15 protein-coding genes and 3 pseudogenes are annotated in these 17,051 nt (G+C 60.3%); 16 read left to right on the top strand and 2 right to left on the bottom strand.

Going from position 1 to position 17,051, the window contains the following annotated elements:
- The first annotated feature begins 21 nt into the window (after positions 1 to 21).
- The 7 genes and pseudogenes from ACZZZP_RS23330 to ACZZZP_RS23300 all read left to right on the top strand — a co-directional run bounded on the left by ACZZZP_RS23330 (position 22) and on the right by ACZZZP_RS23300 (position 5,789).
- Positions 22 to 507, top strand: coding sequence for a Fur family transcriptional regulator (locus ACZZZP_RS23330; RefSeq protein WP_122492239.1), 486 nt, complete (start codon positions 22 to 24; stop codon positions 505 to 507).
- Entirely contained in the window at positions 504 to 1,316 is an 813-nt protein-coding gene (gene znuC, locus ACZZZP_RS23325) for a zinc ABC transporter ATP-binding protein ZnuC (RefSeq protein ID WP_463384291.1), read from the top strand. The genes ACZZZP_RS23330 and znuC overlap by 4 nt, the downstream gene beginning before the upstream one ends.
- The gene (gene znuB, locus ACZZZP_RS23320; RefSeq protein WP_463384290.1) at positions 1,309 to 2,097 is read left to right on the top strand and encodes a zinc ABC transporter permease subunit ZnuB; all 789 of its coding nucleotides are present in this window, start codon (positions 1,309 to 1,311) and stop codon (positions 2,095 to 2,097) included. The genes znuC and znuB overlap by 8 nt, the downstream gene beginning before the upstream one ends.
- 71 nt (positions 2,098 to 2,168) lie before the next feature.
- Positions 2,169 to 3,035, top strand: a complete 867-nt coding sequence (locus tag ACZZZP_RS23315) for a PA5502 family lipoprotein (RefSeq protein WP_463536883.1) — start codon at positions 2,169 to 2,171, stop codon at positions 3,033 to 3,035.
- A gap of 211 nt (positions 3,036 to 3,246) precedes the next feature.
- Positions 3,247 to 4,255, top strand: a pseudogene (locus ACZZZP_RS23310) (methionine ABC transporter ATP-binding protein).
- Positions 4,255 to 4,924, top strand: a pseudogene (locus ACZZZP_RS23305) (methionine ABC transporter permease). Before ACZZZP_RS23310 ends, ACZZZP_RS23305 begins: the two co-directional pseudogenes overlap by 1 nt.
- 95 nt (positions 4,925 to 5,019) lie before the next feature.
- Positions 5,020 to 5,789, top strand: a pseudogene (locus tag ACZZZP_RS23300) (MetQ/NlpA family ABC transporter substrate-binding protein).
- Between the two features lie 271 nt (positions 5,790 to 6,060).
- Here ACZZZP_RS23300 and ACZZZP_RS23295 read toward each other — a convergent pair.
- A complete protein-coding gene (locus ACZZZP_RS23295; protein WP_463536882.1) occupies positions 6,061 to 6,657 on the bottom strand; it encodes a TetR/AcrR family transcriptional regulator in 597 nt (198 codons plus the stop codon).
- A gap of 131 nt (positions 6,658 to 6,788) precedes the next feature.
- On the opposite strand from ACZZZP_RS23295, the gene ACZZZP_RS23290 reads away from it, so the two are divergent.
- From ACZZZP_RS23290 to ACZZZP_RS23260, 7 genes are all read left to right on the top strand, one after another.
- Positions 6,789 to 8,021, top strand: a complete 1,233-nt coding sequence (locus ACZZZP_RS23290; protein WP_463384287.1) for a serine hydrolase domain-containing protein — start codon at positions 6,789 to 6,791, stop codon at positions 8,019 to 8,021.
- 18 nt (positions 8,022 to 8,039) lie between these two features.
- Positions 8,040 to 9,110 carry an extracellular solute-binding protein gene (locus ACZZZP_RS23285; RefSeq protein ID WP_463536881.1) on the top strand — a complete coding sequence of 357 codons (1,071 nt, stop codon included), beginning with the start codon at positions 8,040 to 8,042 and terminating at the stop codon, positions 9,108 to 9,110.
- A gap of 303 nt (positions 9,111 to 9,413) precedes the next feature.
- On the top strand, positions 9,414 to 10,208 hold the full coding sequence (locus tag ACZZZP_RS23280; RefSeq protein WP_463384285.1) for a TorF family putative porin: 795 nt from the start codon (positions 9,414 to 9,416) through the stop codon (positions 10,206 to 10,208).
- A 21-nt stretch (positions 10,209 to 10,229) separates the two neighbouring features.
- Positions 10,230 to 11,393 carry a CocE/NonD family hydrolase gene (locus ACZZZP_RS23275; protein ID WP_463536880.1) on the top strand — a complete coding sequence of 388 codons (1,164 nt, stop codon included), beginning with the start codon at positions 10,230 to 10,232 and terminating at the stop codon, positions 11,391 to 11,393.
- Positions 11,309 to 12,094, top strand: coding sequence for a CocE/NonD family hydrolase C-terminal non-catalytic domain-containing protein (locus tag ACZZZP_RS23270; RefSeq protein ID WP_463536879.1), 786 nt, complete (start codon positions 11,309 to 11,311; stop codon positions 12,092 to 12,094). The genes ACZZZP_RS23275 and ACZZZP_RS23270 overlap by 85 nt, the downstream gene beginning before the upstream one ends.
- A 66-nt stretch (positions 12,095 to 12,160) precedes the next feature.
- Entirely contained in the window at positions 12,161 to 12,748 is a 588-nt protein-coding gene (locus ACZZZP_RS23265) for a DUF3237 domain-containing protein (RefSeq protein WP_122492227.1), read from the top strand.
- A 100-nt stretch (positions 12,749 to 12,848) separates the two neighbouring features.
- Positions 12,849 to 13,238: an ESPR-type extended signal peptide-containing protein gene (locus tag ACZZZP_RS23260; protein ID WP_463536878.1), complete on the top strand. Its 390-nt coding sequence runs from the start codon at positions 12,849 to 12,851 to the stop codon at positions 13,236 to 13,238.
- Between the two features lie 16 nt (positions 13,239 to 13,254).
- Here ACZZZP_RS23260 and ACZZZP_RS23255 read toward each other — a convergent pair whose 3' ends face one another.
- Positions 13,255 to 13,896, bottom strand: a complete 642-nt coding sequence (locus ACZZZP_RS23255; protein ID WP_463536877.1) for a hypothetical protein — start codon at positions 13,894 to 13,896, stop codon at positions 13,255 to 13,257.
- A 415-nt stretch (positions 13,897 to 14,311) separates the two neighbouring features.
- Here ACZZZP_RS23255 and coxB point away from each other — a divergent pair, with 415 nt between their 5' ends.
- Positions 14,312 to 15,436 (top strand): cytochrome c oxidase subunit II, encoded by a 1,125-nt coding sequence (coxB, locus tag ACZZZP_RS23250; RefSeq protein WP_463384281.1) that lies wholly within the window; start codon positions 14,312 to 14,314, stop codon positions 15,434 to 15,436.
- 10 nt (positions 15,437 to 15,446) lie between these two features.
- Positions 15,447 to 17,048, top strand: coding sequence for a cytochrome c oxidase subunit I (gene ctaD / locus ACZZZP_RS23245; protein ID WP_463384280.1), 1,602 nt, complete (start codon positions 15,447 to 15,449; stop codon positions 17,046 to 17,048).
- The last annotated feature ends 3 nt before the right edge of the window (positions 17,049 to 17,051 follow it).

Genomic DNA, 17,051 nt, shown 5'->3' with positions numbered 1-17,051 from the left:
CTCACCAGCCGTCGCCGCCCAATGATCTTCACACCTTTGGCTTCACGCCCCCACGACCATTCCCACTGCGTGCACAACGCCCTCACCGAGGCGGACGCTATTTGCGAGCGCGCCGGTTTGCGCCTTACTGCCTTGCGCCGTCGTGTGCTGGAGCTGGTGTGGCAAAGCCATAAGCCACTGGGTGCGTACGACATTCTCGGCGTGCTGACCGAGCAGGACGGCCGCCGCGCCGCGCCGCCGACCGTGTACCGCGCCCTGGATTTCTTGCTTGAAAATGGCCTGGTGCACCGCATCGCCTCGCTCAACGCCTTCGTCGGCTGCAACCACCCTGCTCACGCGCACCAAGGTCAGTTTCTGATCTGTCGCACCTGCAGCGCCGCCATTGAGCTGTCCAACGACGCCATCAGCCAGGCCATCGTCGCCGGCGCCAGCGACGTGGGTTTCACCGTTGAAAGCCAGACCGTGGAAGTGGTCGGCGTCTGCTCCGGCTGTCAGAAAAAGTCATGAGCGAGGCTTTAATTCGCCTTGATGGCGTGGGCGTCAGCTTTGCCGGGCAAGCCGTGCTCAGCGACGTGCAACTGAGCGTGCAGCCCGGCGAAATCGTCACGCTGATCGGCCCCAACGGCGCAGGTAAAACCACCCTGGTGCGCGCCGTGCTGGGCTTGCTGAAAACCGAAGTGGGCAGCGTCTGGCGTAAGCCGAAACTGCGCATCGGCTATATGCCGCAAAAACTTCACGTCGACCCGACACTGCCGCTCACCGTGTTGCGCTTCCTGCGCCTGGTGCCCAAGGTCGACCGCACCTCCGCGCTGGCCGCGCTGGAAGAAGTGGGCGCCAGCCAGGTGATCGACAGCCCGTTGCAGAACATTTCCGGCGGCGAACTGCAGCGCGTGTTGCTAGCCCGTGCGTTGCTGCGCAAGCCCGAGCTGCTGGTGCTGGACGAACCCGTGCAAGGCGTAGACGTGGCCGGCCAAGCCGACCTGTACCGCTTGATCACCCGCCTGCGCGACCGCCACGGCTGCGGCGTGCTGATGGTCTCCCACGATTTGCATCTGGTCATGAGTACCACCGACCAAGTGGTATGCCTCAACCGCCATGTCTGCTGCTCCGGGCATCCCGAGCAGGTCAGCGGCGATCCCGCCTTCGCCGAGCTGTTTGGAAAGGACGCCCAGGACCTGGCGATTTATCACCACCACCACGACTACGCCCACGACCTGCACGGCGGCGTGGTGACCGACGCGTCCGGCGTAAACGGTTTGCGCATCCACGGTCAGGTGCAGCCGCATGTACACGGAGACGGCTGCAACCATGCCTGATTTCCTCGTTAACGCATTGCTTGCCGGTCTCGCGCTGGCGCTCGTCGCGGGCCCGCTGGGTTCGTTTGTGGTGTGGCGGCGCATGGCCTATTTCGGCGACACGTTGTCCCACGCCGCGTTGCTCGGCGTGGCCCTGGGCTTTTTGCTGGATGTCAGCCCAACCGTGGCGGTTACGGTGGGCTGCGTGCTGCTCGCCCTGTTGTTGCTGACCTTGCAGCAGCGCCAACCGCTGGCATCCGACACGCTGCTGGGGATTCTGGCGCCGACCACGTTGTCGCTGGGGCTGGTAGTACTGAGCTTTATGCACGATGTGCGCATCGACCTGATGGGCTACCTGTTCGGCGATTTGTTGGCCGTGAGCAGCGCCGACCTGGCCTGGATTCTCGGCGGCAGCGCGTTGGTGCTCGTTGCGTTAAGCCTGATGTGGCGGCCGCTGCTGGCCGTTACGGTGCATGAAGAACTGGCCAAGGTGGAAGGTTTGCCGGTGGCCGGCCTGCGCCTGGCGCTGATGTTGTTGATTGCGGTGGTGATTGCAGTGGCAATGAAAATCGTCGGTGTGCTGTTGATCACCTCGTTGCTGATCATTCCGGCGGCCGCTGCGCAGCGCCATTCGCGCACGCCCGAGCAAATGGCGGGCGGCGCCAGCGTGTTGGGGTTGGTGGCGGTGTGCGCCGGGTTGTCGCTGTCGTGGTTCAAAGACACGCCGGCCGGCCCCTCCATCGTTGTCAGCGCCGCTGCGCTGTTTCTGCTCAGCTTCGCCCTGCCCCGTCGCCACGCCTGAAGCCGCCTGTCGCCCAGGCGCGCCCGGCGGTGTAAACTCGCCGGTTTTTGCGCACCCCGAGACCTGCATAGATGAAGCCGTTCGCCTCCCGTTATCTACCCGTTCTGGCGATTTCTCTGCTGTTAGGCGCATGCCAAAGCGCGGCGCCGAAAGTGGCCAGCCTGCCGCCGGACGAGTTGATCGTGGCCTTCCGCCAGGTTGAACAGAGCCTTAACGACGGTCAGCTTGGCGCTGCTGAAAGCCAGCTCGCCACCATCGCTCCGCGTGCCCAGGGCGACACGCGCCTGGAGCAGTATCAGCGCCAGTTGGCCGATGCTTACCTGAAACAAGGCAACGACGCCCTGCAGCAAGGCGATCTCGACACCGCCACCAAAGCCCTCAGCCACGCCCGCAGCCTGATGCCGCAAGCGCCAGCGCTGACCAAAGGCCTGGATAATTCCATCGCCCAGGCGCGTGCCGCAGAACTCTCGGCCGCTGACCAGGCTCGCGCCCGCGCCGCCGCTCAGACCGCCGCCAAAGAAGCTGCGGGAAAAGCCGAACAAGTACGCCAACAACGCCTGGCCGCCGAGCGCCAAAGCAAAGCCGCCACGGCCACGGCCGAAGTTGCCCCGGCGGCCGAGCCGGTTGTCGCGCCTGCCAAACCCAGCGCTCGCGTCATCAACCCAGGCGCCGCTTCCAGCGTGGTGCCGATGCCCATGCTGGACAACCAAGACAACGAGCGCCTGCGCAGTCTGCTCGATGCCGTGGCCGCCGATGTGGTGGCCTTCGACTGCGACGTACGCATCGAAGTACGCCAGAACAAGGACTACCCCTGGGTTGCGTCCCTGTTGCTGGCGCGGATCAAGCGCCTCGATCCGAGCTACAGTCCACGCCTGTCCCAAGCCGTCAAGCTGGAGCAAGTGCCGCGCCTGTTGCTCACTCCGCAAGCCAAGGAATGAGGCCAGCGCCCGGCTGGTGTTCCAGGCGGCCGGGCGACAGCGCACTACCTTCCACCGCAGCACCTTCTAGACTGTGGCAACGGCTTCGCTCGCTTAGAGCAGAAAGCTATAACCATAGGATTACAAAGATTTTTGCGGTCTATAGAGCGCCGGGTAGACTAGCGCCACTTATGCCTATCCGGCAGACCGCCAGACCCAAAAGGTTTAACGAGTGATCGACTTTCATCACGTCCACAAGGCGTATCGCGTCAACGGCCGCGACATCGCCGCCTTACAGCCCACCGATCTGCGCATCGCCAGTGGCGAAGTGTTTGGCATCATCGGCCATTCCGGCGCCGGCAAAAGTACCCTGCTGCGTTTGATCAACCGCTTGGAAGAGCCTTCGGGCGGGCGAATCGAGGTAGACGGCGAAGACGTCACCGGCCTCGACGCCAATGGCCTGCGCCGCTTCCGTCAGCAGGTCGGCATGATCTTTCAGCACTTCAACCTGCTGTCCTCGAAAACCGTGGCCGACAACATTGCCCTGCCGCTGAAGCTGGCAGGCGAGCTGTCTTCCAGTGCCATCGAGCAGCGTGTTAACCAATTGCTTGAGCGGGTTGGCCTGACCGATCACGCCAGGAAATTTCCGGCGCAGCTGTCGGGCGGTCAGAAGCAACGCGTGGGCATTGCTCGCGCCTTGGCGACACAGCCGAAAAATTCTGCTTTGCGACGAAGCCACCAGCGCGCTAGACCCGCAAACCACCGCCTCGGTGTTGGAATTGCTGGCGCAGATTAACCGCGAACTGAAGCTGACCATCGTGCTGATTACCCATGAGATGGACGTGATCCGCCGCGTCTGCGACCGCGTGGCGGTGATGGATGCCGGCGTTATCGTCGAGCACGGGCCGGTCACCGAGGTGTTCTTGCACCCCAAGCACCCAACCACCAAGCGTTTCGTGATGGAAGCCGAGCAGATTGATGAAGATGAGCAGCGCGACGACTTTGCCCACGTAACCGGTCGCATCGTGCGGCTGACATTCCAGGGCGAGGCAACCTACGCACCGCTGCTGGGTGTGGTGGCGCGGGAAACCGGCGTCGATTACAGCATTCTTGCCGGCCGAATCGACCACATCAAAGACACCCCTTACGGCCAGCTCACCCTGGCGTTGACGGGCGGTGACATCGACGCAGCGCTGGCGCGCTTCGGTACCAGTGACGTGCATCTGGAGGTTCTGCGCTGATGGAAGCCTTACTCCCCAACGTTGACTGGGCGGAAATCTGGCAGGCCAGTCTCGATACCCTAAGCATGCTCGGCGGTTCGCTGCTGTTTACCGTGATTCTCGGCCTGCCGCTTGGCGTGCTGCTGTTTCTCACCAGCCCTCGGCAAATGTTCGAGCAAAAGGGTTTTTATGCCCTGCTGTCGCTGGTGGTCAACGTGCTGCGCTCGGTGCCCTTCGTCATTCTGCTGATCGTCATGATTCCACTGACCGTGCTGATTACGGGCACCTCGCTAGGCGTGGCCGGGGCCATTCCGCCCCTCTGGTAGTCGGCGCCACCCCATTCTTCGCGCGCCCTGGTGGAAACCGCGCTGCGTGAAGTCGACCGCGGCATTATCGAAGCCACCCAGGCCATGGGCGCGACGACTCGGCAAATTGTCGTCAACGCCCTGCTGCCAGAAGCGCTGCCGGGCATTGTGGCGGCCATTACCGTGACCGCGATTACATTGGTCTCCTATACCGCGATGTCCGGTCTGATTGGCGGCGGTGGTTTGGGCGACCTGGCCGTACGTGTACGGCTACCAGCGTTACCAGCCGGATGTGATGGTGGTTACCGTCATTTTGTTGCTGGTGTTGGTGCAAGTGCTGCAAACCGTTGGCGACAAGCTGGTGGTGCACTTTTCCCGCAAATAGCGCTGCAAAAAATAACTGCAATTCGTTCGAATAAACCGTCACTAAACGAGTGCGGCCACTAGCCGCCAACACTGCATCCCACAAGGAACCCAGAGATGAAAAAACTGCTCGCTGCCCTGGCCACCGTTGCGGCGTTTTCCGCCCACGCCGAAACCCTGACCGTTGCCGCTACCGCCGTGCCCCACGCCGAAATTCTTGAATTCGTGAAGCCAGCCCTGGCCAAAGAAGGCGTAGACCTGCAAGTAAAAGTCTTCACCGACTACGTGCAACCCAACGTACAAGTTGCCGAAAAGCGTCTGGACGCCAACTTCTTCCAGCACCAACCGTACCTGAATGAATTCAACAAAAGCCGCGGCACTCACCTGGTTAGCGTGGTTGGCGTTCACGTAGAACCCTTCGGCGCTTACTCGAGCAAATACAAAAAGCTCGACGAGCTGCCACAAGGCGCCACCGTGGTCATCCCCAACGACGCCACCAACGGCGGCCGTGCCCTGCTGCTGCTCGACAAAGCTGGCCTAATCAAGCTCAAAGACACCAAGAACATCCTGGCCACCAGCAAAGACATCAGCGAAAACCCGAAAGGCCTGAAGTTCCGCGAACTGGAAGCAGCCACTCTGCCGCGCGTACTGAGCCAAGTTGACCTGGCCCTGATCAACACCAACTACGCGCTGGAAGCCAAGCTCGACCCGAAAAAAGACGCGCTGGTTATCGAAGGCAGCGACTCCCCTACGTCAACAACCTGGTTGCCCGTGAAGACAACAAAGACTCCGACGGCATCCAGAAACTGGCCAAAGCCCTGCGTACTCCGGAAGTGAAGAAATTCATCGAAGAGAAATACAAAGGCGCCATCGTTCCGGCGTTCTAATGCTCTGCAGTTGAGTGTTGGGAAATGAAGAAGCCCGCTCGTGATGAGCGGGCTTTTTTGTGGGCATGAAGCATTAGACGCGGTGTTACAAAGCGGGTTTATCTTCAAAGGCCTCGAGCATTATCTCTAAAAAAAGCGCAAAACGCCCGCAGCACGGGAGCTCTAGCCATGGCGCGAAAAGTCATTTTCTTTAATGACCGTACAAACCAAGTGAAAAATGTTGCCTCGTTTTGGCGGGCTCCTCGACTAAATCTCCGCTTCGCTCAAGGCTTCAACCCATCAAACAACGCGTCTGCGTCATCTGCCGAATACGCTGCGCGTGGGCGTCGAAGTCGGGCACGTCGGCTTGCACCAGGCGCATGAAGAGCATGGAGCTGTAGTCGTTGAGGAAGTAGGCGACGAAGTCGACGTCCACGCTGGCGCGGAGCATTTTTTTGCCTTGCAGCTCGCGCAACAGGTTGGCGATTTCAACGATCAGCCCGGCGTTCATGTCGGTGAATTGGCCGGCAGGTTCGTTGAGCAGCCCCAATGGCAGCAGCTCGCGCCAAATGGCCGGTGGCAACACTTTCAGTTCGTGCCGCACGATTAGCGATTCCAGGTGGCACATCGCGTCCACAGCGTTATCAAAATCGGGAATCTGCGAGCGCGCATCGATGATGGCTTGCTTGTCGGCGTGCTCGACCAGGGCCAGGAGAATTTCCTGTTTGCTGCCGAAGTAATTGAACACCGTGGGCGTCGACACGCCGGCTTGTACCGCTATCTGTTCTACCGTCGTGGCAGCAAAGCCCTGTGTCTCGAAGAGCGCCAACGCCGCCGCGACTATCGCTTCCCTGCGCTGTTCTTTCTGTCGCTGCCGTAATCCCGTCACGCCGAGGTCTCCTGAGCACGCTTTGATAAGTGGCTGATTTTAGGCAAATTTAGATTGCGGTCAATATTTTTAGTTGACTATAAAAATTTATATGAATAAAACATGTCATCGCCAACGACGAGACATGCCCCATGAACAGCGAATTCACCCAGGCTTTATTGGGTGCTTATGAAGACGGTGCGCCGCCCGCTGCGCCCTTGATGCAAGGGTTCCCGCCCGCTGCCGAGCACCGCGTTACGTGGCACAACTTCATGACCCCACCCCACAACCGCTGGGCATTTCACAACCTGGGGCGCATCCGCCCGAGTATCACCGTCGAACGCGGCGCGTCGCCCTGTTCGCCGCTGTTGAGTGCGCCGCAGGCCATCGACTACTTCCGCTTCGAAAGCGCTGCGGGTCGACTGGTCACGCTGCAAGAACACTTGGAAGCCAGTTGCACCGATGGTTGGCTGGTGATGAAAAACGGCGCCGTGGTGCAAGAGCACTACTTCAACGGCCACCAGTCGCACAAACGCCACATCATGTTTTCGGTGACCAAATCGCTGATTGGCGTGTTGGCCGAAGCCATGGTCGGCTCCGGGCAACTGCGCGACGCCGCCTTGGCCAGCCACTATGTGCCGGAACTCACCGGCAGCGCCTTTGGTGACGCCACGGTGCGCCAACTGTTGGACATGGCTGTCGCCATCGATTACGACGAGGTCTATGACGACCCGCTCTCGGGAAGCTCGCAGTTCGGCTACGCCTGCGGGCTGACCGTGCCGCCGCCCGGCCTCACCGTCAGCCAGTCGCTTTACGAATACCTGCCGGCAACCCGCAAGAACGGTGAACACGGCGGCTTCTTCCATTACGTGACCGCCACCACCGAAGCCCTGGCCTGGGTGATGGAGCGGGCCAGCGGGCGCAGCTGCGCCGAACAGTTGCGCGACGTGTGGCAAGGGCTTGGCTGCGAACGCGACGGCTATTTCGTGGCAGACCCGTGGGGTCGCAACGTCGCCGGCGCCGGCTTTAATGCCACGTTACGGGACATGGCACGCTTCGGTGCGCTGCTGCTGGCCAAGGGCGAGGTTCAGGGACGGCAACTCATTCCGGCGGCCGCTATCGACTCCGTTCTGCAAGGCGGCGACCCGGCGATTTACGCCGCCAATGAAAACTTCGCCCTGTGGAGCCCCGGCGCCACCTACAAAAGCCAGTGGTATGTGTACCCCCAGGAGGCGTTGCTGGCGGTGGGTATTCACGGACAAATTTTGTATGTCGACTTCGCCCAGCAGGTGGTCATCGTCAAGCAATCGTCGCTGCCCATTGCCGAGAGCGTGCTGGACGTCGACACTCTGCGCCTCATCCGTTCCCTGGCCCGCGCGTTGTAACCGCTTCGAGGAAGTGCCATGAACCCTGTGCTGAAAAATTGCTTGATCGGGCTGCTGCTCAGCGGCGTTACGGCGGCCGCCAATGCCGAGAAGATCGGTGGCGAGCTGCGTATCTACAACTGGATCGAATACCTGCCCAAAGACGTGCTGCAAGACTTCAAAGACCAGACCGGCATCAGCGTGCTGTACGACGTATTCGACAGCCCGCAAACCCTTGAGGCGAAGCTGCTCACCGGCTCGGCTGGCTACGACGTCGCGTTTCCCAGCAGCAGCCAGTTGCCCAACCTGATCAATGCCAAGGCGCTGCAACCGCTGGACCGCGAGCAACTGCCGCACTTCAAAGAACTGGACCCCGCCTTTATGGCGCAGCGTCAGCAACTCGACCCGGGCAGCCGCTACGCCGTGCCCTACCTGTGGGGCAGCACGCTGCTCGGCTACAACAAAGCCAAGGTCGAAGCGGTGTTGGGCAAAGACGTCGACATGCGCGACTACGACCTGCTGTTCAAACCCGAAAACATCGCCAAGCTCAGCCAGTGCGGCGTGGCCATCCTCGACAGCCCCGACGAAGTCGTGCCCATCGCCCTTCATTACCTGGGCCTGAACCCCAGCAGCGACAAGCCTGAGGATTACGCCAAGGCCGAAGCCTTGATGAAATCCATCCGTCCCTATGTGCGCTATTTCAACTCGGCCAAATACCCGCAAGACCTGGCCAATGGCGATATCTGCCTGGCGCTGGGTTGGTCGGGCGGCATGCTGGCGGCGCGCAATATGGCGCTGGCCGCGAACAACGGCATCGACATTCGCATGGCCTTGCCGCGCCAAGGCACGCTGCAATGGTCGGACGACATGGTGATTCCCGCCACGGCAAAAAACACCAAACAGGCCCATGCGTTTATCGACTTCCTGCTGCAACCGGAAGTGATCGCGCGCATCACCAACCAGATTGGCTACCCCAATCCCAATCCAGCCAGCACGCCGCTGATCAACCCTGAGCTGCTGACGGAGAAAAACCTGTTCGTACCCGAGGCCGACCGCCATTTGCTGTTCCAGATCGAGCCGCCGAAAAAGCTGCCGCGCAGCGGTTGCTGACCAGGCTGTGGAACAGGATTCGCTCAGATGCCTGAGTTCAAGCTGCATCGACACGCTTCTTAACCTGCAACGGAGAACGTCACCACCCAACACCCGCAACCTCACCTGCAACACCGAGCGACGCCCCTTCGTACAAGAAAAATTTCGACTCGAGCCTTTCGAGCCGACGGGGTCGTTTTGCCCAAAAAAACATAAAAGCGCCCCACAAAGCGCAGCGATGACCATCGCGAAGCTGCACCCAAAACAACAAGAGCCAGCGGTTTTTTCTGCCACATCAATCACAACAAAACGGAGCAGAAACACATGAACACCCTTATCAAGTGGAGCCTTGCGAGCGCCGCTCTGAGTTTTTCAGTCACCAGCCACGCCATCGACCTGACCCCCGAGGTAATGCTGGATTTAACCGTCATCGCCGCGAGCGACTACCGCGTCGGCGGTTTCTCTCTGACCCAGGGCGACCCGGTGCTGCAAACCGTCGCCAATCTGGTTCACAAACCGTCCGGCGTGTTTGCCGGCGTGTTCACCAGTAACGTCGATTTCGGTACCGACACTCGCCGCGAATTCGACTACTTCGTCGGTATTGCCCGGCCCCTCAGCGAAAACACGCGGTTCTCACTGGCGTATGTCGCCTACGACTACCCGAAAGACAGCTGGGTGAACTTCCACGAGTGGGTCGGCACCTTCAGCTACAAAGGCGCCACCGCAGGTTTCAAATACACCAACGACCTGCAAAACCCGCCGGCTCTGGAGGCTTTGGCCAAAGAGCTGGCGCCGCTGGGCATCAAGATTCCCGAGCGCGACAACGACCGGATCATCACCTGGGTGGAATACGCTCAGCCGATGCCCTACCAGACCCTGCTGAACGTGCGTTACGGCTACAGCGATACCCACGATGAAATGGCCTACCGCGACGGCAGCGGCGACTATCGCAGCACCTACTACGACTGGAGCGTGGCGCTCAGCAAGAAGATGTTTGGCCTCGACTGGAAAGCCACCTACATCGACACCGACCTGTCGCAGGCTGAGTGCATGTCAGCCTTTGGGCGCGCCGGCGAGTGTTCGGCCACTGTCGTGGCGTCGGTTTCCAAAAACTTTTAATCACAGCGGGACAGTTTGCTTATGTACTCGACCTATCTAAAACACCCGCTGCGCTGCGGCGCATTGAGCCTGGCCTTGTTGCTTGGCACCCACGGCGTGGCCATGGCCCAGGCGCCTGAAGATGAAGGCATGCCGCCGTCCGATCGCAGCTTCGAGGCGTTCTGGGGCAAGCGCGTGACCGGCTACCTGAAAGCCGCCGACGGCACAGAGCTGCGTTACTCCGTGCTGCTGCCCAAAGCCGAGGGAAAATTCCCCGTGCTGGTGCGCTATAGCGGCTACGACTCCGGCAGCATCGGCGGCCCGGCGTATCTGGGTGACAACGAAACCTTCTCGGTCGCCATGGACAAAGAGCTGGTCGAAAAGGGCTACGCCGTCATGGGCGTGCAGGCCCGCGGTACTGGTTGCTCACAAGGCACCTTCGACTTTCTCGGCCCGCAATACGGCACCGACGGCCGCGACGCGATTGAATTCGCGGCGAGCCAAAGTTGGTCCGACGGCAACATCGGCATGTTCGGTTGGTCGTGGGCCGGCATGTCGCAACTGATGACCGCCGAAGAGCAGCCCAAACACCTCAAAGCCATCGCCCCCGGCATGGTGCTGGGCGACGCCCGAGGCGACAGCTGGGCGCCTGGCGGCGTGCCGAACCAGGAATTCACCACCACCTGGCACTGGTTCGTCGACCAGCGCTGGCAAGCGGTGAAAGCCAGCGCCGAGGCAGAGCATGACCAGCGCTGCCTGGCGCAAGTGGCCGAAAACCAAGCCAAGGTGGTCGGCACCTCGCTGATGTACAACCTGCTCCGCCACCCGCTACGTGATGAGTGGACCGAGCAGCGCAGCAGCCCGCGAGACCGCGCGGCGCAGATCAAGGTGCCGGTGTTGTCCATGCAAGCCTGGCAAGACGAAGCCGTGCTGGCGCGCGAGGGTTACTACCAAGAGCGGCTCGACCCCAAACAGCTGTGGATGGTGCAAGCCAGCGGCGGCCACAACCTGTACGAGTCCGAGCGTTTCCGCAAAAACTGGGGGCCTTCCTCGACCATTTCGTCAAAGGTGAAAACAACGGTTTCGAGAAAACGCCACGTCTGGAAATGTGGCAGGAAACGGTGGCGGACAACCGCAACGGCCGCCATGAGCCCAACGAAACTGCACGGCCGACCTGGACCATCGAGCGCGACAGCTACCCGTTGAAACCCAAGCCGGTGACCTTCGCCCTCAGCGAAAAAGGTCAGCTGATTGAAAACGGCAAAGGCAGCGGTGCGCCAGATGGCTACAACTATCCGATCCCCGGACCAGACGTGAACACCTTCCTCAAGGACAACGCCTGGGGCCCGCAGCATCCAATCTGGCGCGAAGGCAGCCTGGCTTACACCAGCGCGCCGCTGACGCGTGATTTTCTGAGCTACGGCACCGCGAGCGCAGACCTGTGGGTGACCACCTTTCTGGCACCGGATACCGACCTACAAGTCACCGTCACCGAAGTGCGCCCCGACGGCCAGGAAGTGTATGTGCAGCGCGGTTGGCTGCGGATGTCGGCGCGTAAGCTCGATGACGCGCGCTCCACCGCGCTTCGCCCGTGGCTGCTCGACACACCGGACTCCGTGCAACCGATGCTGCCGAATGTGCCGACGTTGGGCCGGATGGAAATTCCGCCGTTTTCCCACCCGTTCCGCAAAGGCTCGCAGCTGCGGATCTGGATCGACGCGCCGTCGCGCACCGGTGGTTATGGCTTTGACTACTTCTCCATCCCGAGCCGCAACAGCGTGCTGCACGACGACGCACATCCGTCGCGGCTGGTGCTGGGCGAGCTGACCGGCGTCGACATTCCGAGCGCCCTGCCGGCCTGCGACACCTTGCTCAAACAGCCGTGCCGACCTGATCCCCTGAAGTGAATCCCAACGGCGATCGGACGGTGGCGTCCGATCGCTTTAATTTCTGAAATTGAAGGAGCGTAAACCATGAAATTGTCCCGCACATTCCTGCACACCTGCACCGGTTTGGCCTTGCTGCTAGCCGCTACTGCCGGCCAGGCCGCCGAGCTTAAAGAGAAGATCGCCAATCGCCTGACCAACGAGCTGGTGCTGCAAATCAACGTGCAGCTCGGCCCGCGCGAAGAAATGGGTAAAGGCCCGGACGGCACCCGGGTGAACTACCCCATTGCCGGCGGTACTTTTGTGGGCAAAGACATCGACGGCAAACCCATGAAAGGCACCGTGGTGCCCGGCGGCGCCGACATGTCGGTGATGCGCGAAGACGGCGTCACCCGCATCAACGCCCTGTACCGGCTGAAAACCGATGACGGCGAAATCATCATCATCGACAACGCCGGCATCTGGCGTTTGAACGAATCGGGCTTGGCCAAACAAGCCAAAGGTCTCGAATTCAAAGACATGAAAGAAACCGACTTCTACTGCCGCACCGTGCCCTCGTTTAAAACCCAACCGGGCAAGCACGCCTGGCTCAACGACTACATCTTCGTTGGCTCCATTGATGGTGTCAGTGAACATGAGGTCTTGATCAGCGTTTATCGTATGGCCGGCGCTTAATCGGAACGGAAAGAACGCGGTTTCGACCGCGTTCTTTCCCGTTGGAATCAGCATTAAGTGGAAAGGACGAGCCGAAGGTTTCGGCAACGCCATTGCTTTTTTGTCGCGTAAAAAAGGGAAAGCGTGCCTGAGGGTACAGAGGCTTTTCCTGCATAGCTTCCTGCAGCGGACACCTACGCTGGTCCGACTTTTAATCCAGGTCGCGGCCATGAACAAACACTGCTTTCGCCTTATTTTCAGCAAGCCCCTGGGCTTTCTTATCCCCGTCGCCGAAATCTCCACCGCCCAGCGCAAGCCCGGGCAGCAGCGAGCCACCCTGGCCATTTCACTTCCTTCGATTGCGCCCGTTTATTCGCTTAAACGTTTGGTGCTGTCTCTGCTCTTGGCAGGCTCGCCAAGTTGGGCCACCGCAGAAATTCTGCTGGATCGCAGCAGCGGCGCCACGGTATCCAGCGCCGTCAATGGCGTGCCCGTGATCGAGATCGCCTAACGGGTCCATATAACGCTCACCCCAACCCTTGCAACTCCACACCCAGTTGCTGCGAAAACACGGCCACTTTTTTCCACGCAGCATGGGTGATGGGGTTGCTAAGGCGGCTGCGGTAAGCCTGCACCGACTCCTGTTCGAAAATGCTCGCTTCGAGCATGCCATCCACTGCGCGGTGAACCACTTCATCCAACTCGTTGGCGAAGGGTTCGCCGATCAGTTGGTGGGCGATTACGTTGGCCAGGGTCGTGTCCAGCGGAATCAGTGGCTGGCCTAAATGGGTGATGTAACGGTCGTTCACTTCTTCAACCAGACGGTGGGCCAGGTAGGCCTCGTCGAGCATGCCGTCCAATCCTTCGTGGCCGTCCATCAGCGCTGACGGTTCCAGGAAAAACGCTTCGGCGACTTTCAGCACCGGTTTGATCTGCCCCTCTATGCCTGCATCCCGCGCCACTTGGTTGGCGGCGTCCAAAATGTCTGGCACTTGATCGATATAAGCCTTCACAAAACGCACCAGCGCCTGCTTGCCATCACCTTCGGGTAATCGAATGGTGTGGTGCAGCTCGGGCATTTTTTGTTCCAGCAGGTTGGCAAGGTTGGCGCTATCGGCTTCGTGTTGATGGGCGCGCTGGATCAGCTCGCGCAGTGCGGCGGTTTTCATGACTGCTCCCAAACAAAGGACATGGGTAAATGGACAGCCCCGTTCACGGATGAAACAGGTCGAAGACAGAGACATTAGCTGGCAGCGAGCGGGTGTTAAGACCGGATTGTCATAATTACGAAACCTTTATGCTAGCCCGTTATAACGCTGGCGTTACACCTTTCTCCAAGCCAATAGAACCGGGGGCTTTAGCACAAGGCCTGGCCGGTTGCGGCGATTTTTGCCTCGACATTGCGAGGTGCAAGTCGCTGGCTATACTCCGACTCGAAAGGCTGATTCGAAACACATGACCTGATGAACCCGGACTGAGCCACGGCAAGGCGAGGGTGCGACAGCTAAGTCAGTTTTCTAGCAGACGCTTCCTTGGCCGCAGGCATAGCCGGCGGGATAACAAGAACGATAAGGGGAACCCGCAATGATGCGACATCCACGAGTTTGGATGGGCCTCCTGCTGTGGTCGGTATTCAGCCAGGCAAACGCTGCCTGGACCATGAATATGACGCAGGGTGTAACGGCTACAAGTAACGCCGTGTTCGATCTGCACATGACAATCTTCCTGATCTGCGCCGTCATCGGCGTGCTGGTATTCGGCGCCATGTTCTGGTCGATGCTGGTCCACCGCCGTTCCACCGGCCAGGTCGCCTCACACTTCCATGAAAGTACGACGGTCGAGATTCTCTGGACCGTAGTGCCCTTCATCATCCTTGTGGCGATGGCCGTTCCGGCAACCAAGACCCTGATCAAAATCTACGACAGCAGCGAGTCGGAGTTGGATATCCAGGTCACCGGCTATCAGTGGAAGTGGAACTACAAATACCTCGGGCAAGAGGTCGAGTTCTTCAGCAACCTGGCCACGCCTACCGAGCAAATCCATAACCAGGCGCCCAAAGACGAGCATTACCTGCTGGAAGTGGATCAGCCGCTGGTGATTCCTGCCAACACCAAAGTGCGCTTTCTGATCACCGCCGCCGACGTCATCCACTCGTGGTGGGTGCCGGCCCTGGCGGTGAAACGCGATGCCATTCCAGGCTTCGTCAACGAAGCCTGGACCAAGGTCGACAAGCCCGGCATTTACCGTGGCCAATGCGCCGAGCTGTGCGGCAAAGACCACGGTTTTATGCCAATCGTGGTCGAGGTCAAATCCAAAGAAGATTTCGCCAAGTGGCTGGATGAGCGCAAGCAGGAAGCCCTGGCGCTCAAAGAGCTGACCAGCAAGGAATGGACGCGCGAAGAATTGGTTGAGCGCGGCGACAAGGTCTACCACATCACCTGCGCTTCCTGTCACCAGCCTGAAGGCCAGGGCCTGCCGCCCATGTTCCCGGCGCTCAAGGGCTCCAAGGTGGCCACCGGGCCGAAAGAAGAGCACCTGCACACGGTGTTCTTCGGCAAACAGGGCACGGCCATGGCGGCGTTCGGCAAGCAATTGTCGGAAGTGGATATTGCCGCAGTGATCACCTACGAACGTAACGCATGGGGCAACAACGTCGGTGACATGGTCACCCCCAAAGACGTGCTGGCCCTGAAACAGGCGAAGGAATAGGAGACCCATCATGAGTGCAGTGATTGAGCCTGGCCATGCTGGGCACGCCGACCACGACCACGGTCATCACGGCCCCGCCAAGGGCCTGATGCGCTGGGTGCTGACCACTAACCACAAAGACATCGGCACCATGTACCTGTGGTTCAGCTTTGCGATGTTTCTGATTGGCGGCTCGTTCGCCATGGTGATTCGCGCCGAACTGTTCCAACCAGGGCTGCAAATTGTCGAACCGGCTTTCTTCAACCAAATGACCACCATGCACGGCCTGGTGATGGTGTTCGGTGCGGTGATGCCGGCGTTCGTTGGCCTCGCCAACTGGATGATTCCGCTGATGGTCGGGGCGCCGGACATGGCCCTGCCGCGCATGAACAACTTCAGCTTCTGGCTGCTGCCGGCCGCCTTTGGCTTGCTGATCAGCACGCTGTTCACCGCCGGTGGCGGACCGAACTTCGGCTGGACGTTCTACGCGCCGCTGTCCACCACCTACGCGCCGGAAAGCGTGACGTTCTTTATCTTCGCCATTCACCTGATGGGCATCAGCTCGATCATGGGCGCGATCAACGTGATCGCCACCATTCTCAACCTGCGCGCCCCCGGCATGACGCTGATGAAAATGCCGCTGTTCGTCTGGACCTGGCTGATCACCGCGTTTCTGCTGATTGCGGTAATGCCGGTGCTGGCCGGCTGCGTGACCATGATGCTGATGGACATTCACTTCGGCACCAGCTTCTTCAGTGCCGCTGGTGGCGGTGACCCGGTGCTGTTCCAGCACGTGTTCTGGTTCTTCGGCCACCCCGAGGTGTACATCATGATTCTGCCGGCCTTCGGTGCCGTCAGCTCGATCATTCCGGCGTTCTCGCGCAAGCCGCTGTTCGGCTACACCTCCATGGTGTACGCCACGGCCTCGATTGCCTTCCTGTCGTTTATCGTCTGGGCGCACCACATGTTTGTGGTCGGCATTCCGTTGGTGGGCGAGCTGTTCTTCATGTACGCCACGCTGCTGATCGCCGTGCCCACCGGGGTGAAGGTGTTCAACTGGGTGACCACCATGTGGCAGGGCTCGCTGACCTTCGAGACACCCATGCTGTTTGCCGTGGCCTTCGTGATTCTGTTCACCATCGGCGGCTTCTCCGGGCTGATGTTGGCCATCGCCCCGGCGGACTTCCAGTACCACGACACCTACTTCGTGGTGGCGCACTTCCACTACGTACTGGTGCCCGGCGCGATCTTCGGCATCTTCGCTTCGGCCTACTACTGGCTGCCGAAATGGACCGGCCACATGTACGACGAAACCCTCGGCAAGCTGCATTTCTGGTTGTCTTTCGTGGGCATGAACATGGCGTTCTTCCCGATGCACTTTGTGGGGTTGGCCGGGATGCCGCGACGGATTCCGGACTACAACCTGCAGTTCGCCGACTTCAACATGGTGTCGTCCATCGGGGCGTTCAGCTTTGGCGCCACGCAGTTCCTGTTCCTGTTCATCGTCATCAAGTGCATTCGTGGCGGCAAGCCGGCGCCGGCCAAGCCGTGGGACGGTGCCGATGGGCTGGAGTGGACCATTCCGTCGCCCGCGCCGTACCACACCTTCACCACGCCACCGGAAGTGAAGTGAGTC

The organism is Pseudomonas sp. AC211, from assembly GCF_979258055.1.
This window is presented reverse-complemented; position numbering and strand designations above follow the sequence as displayed.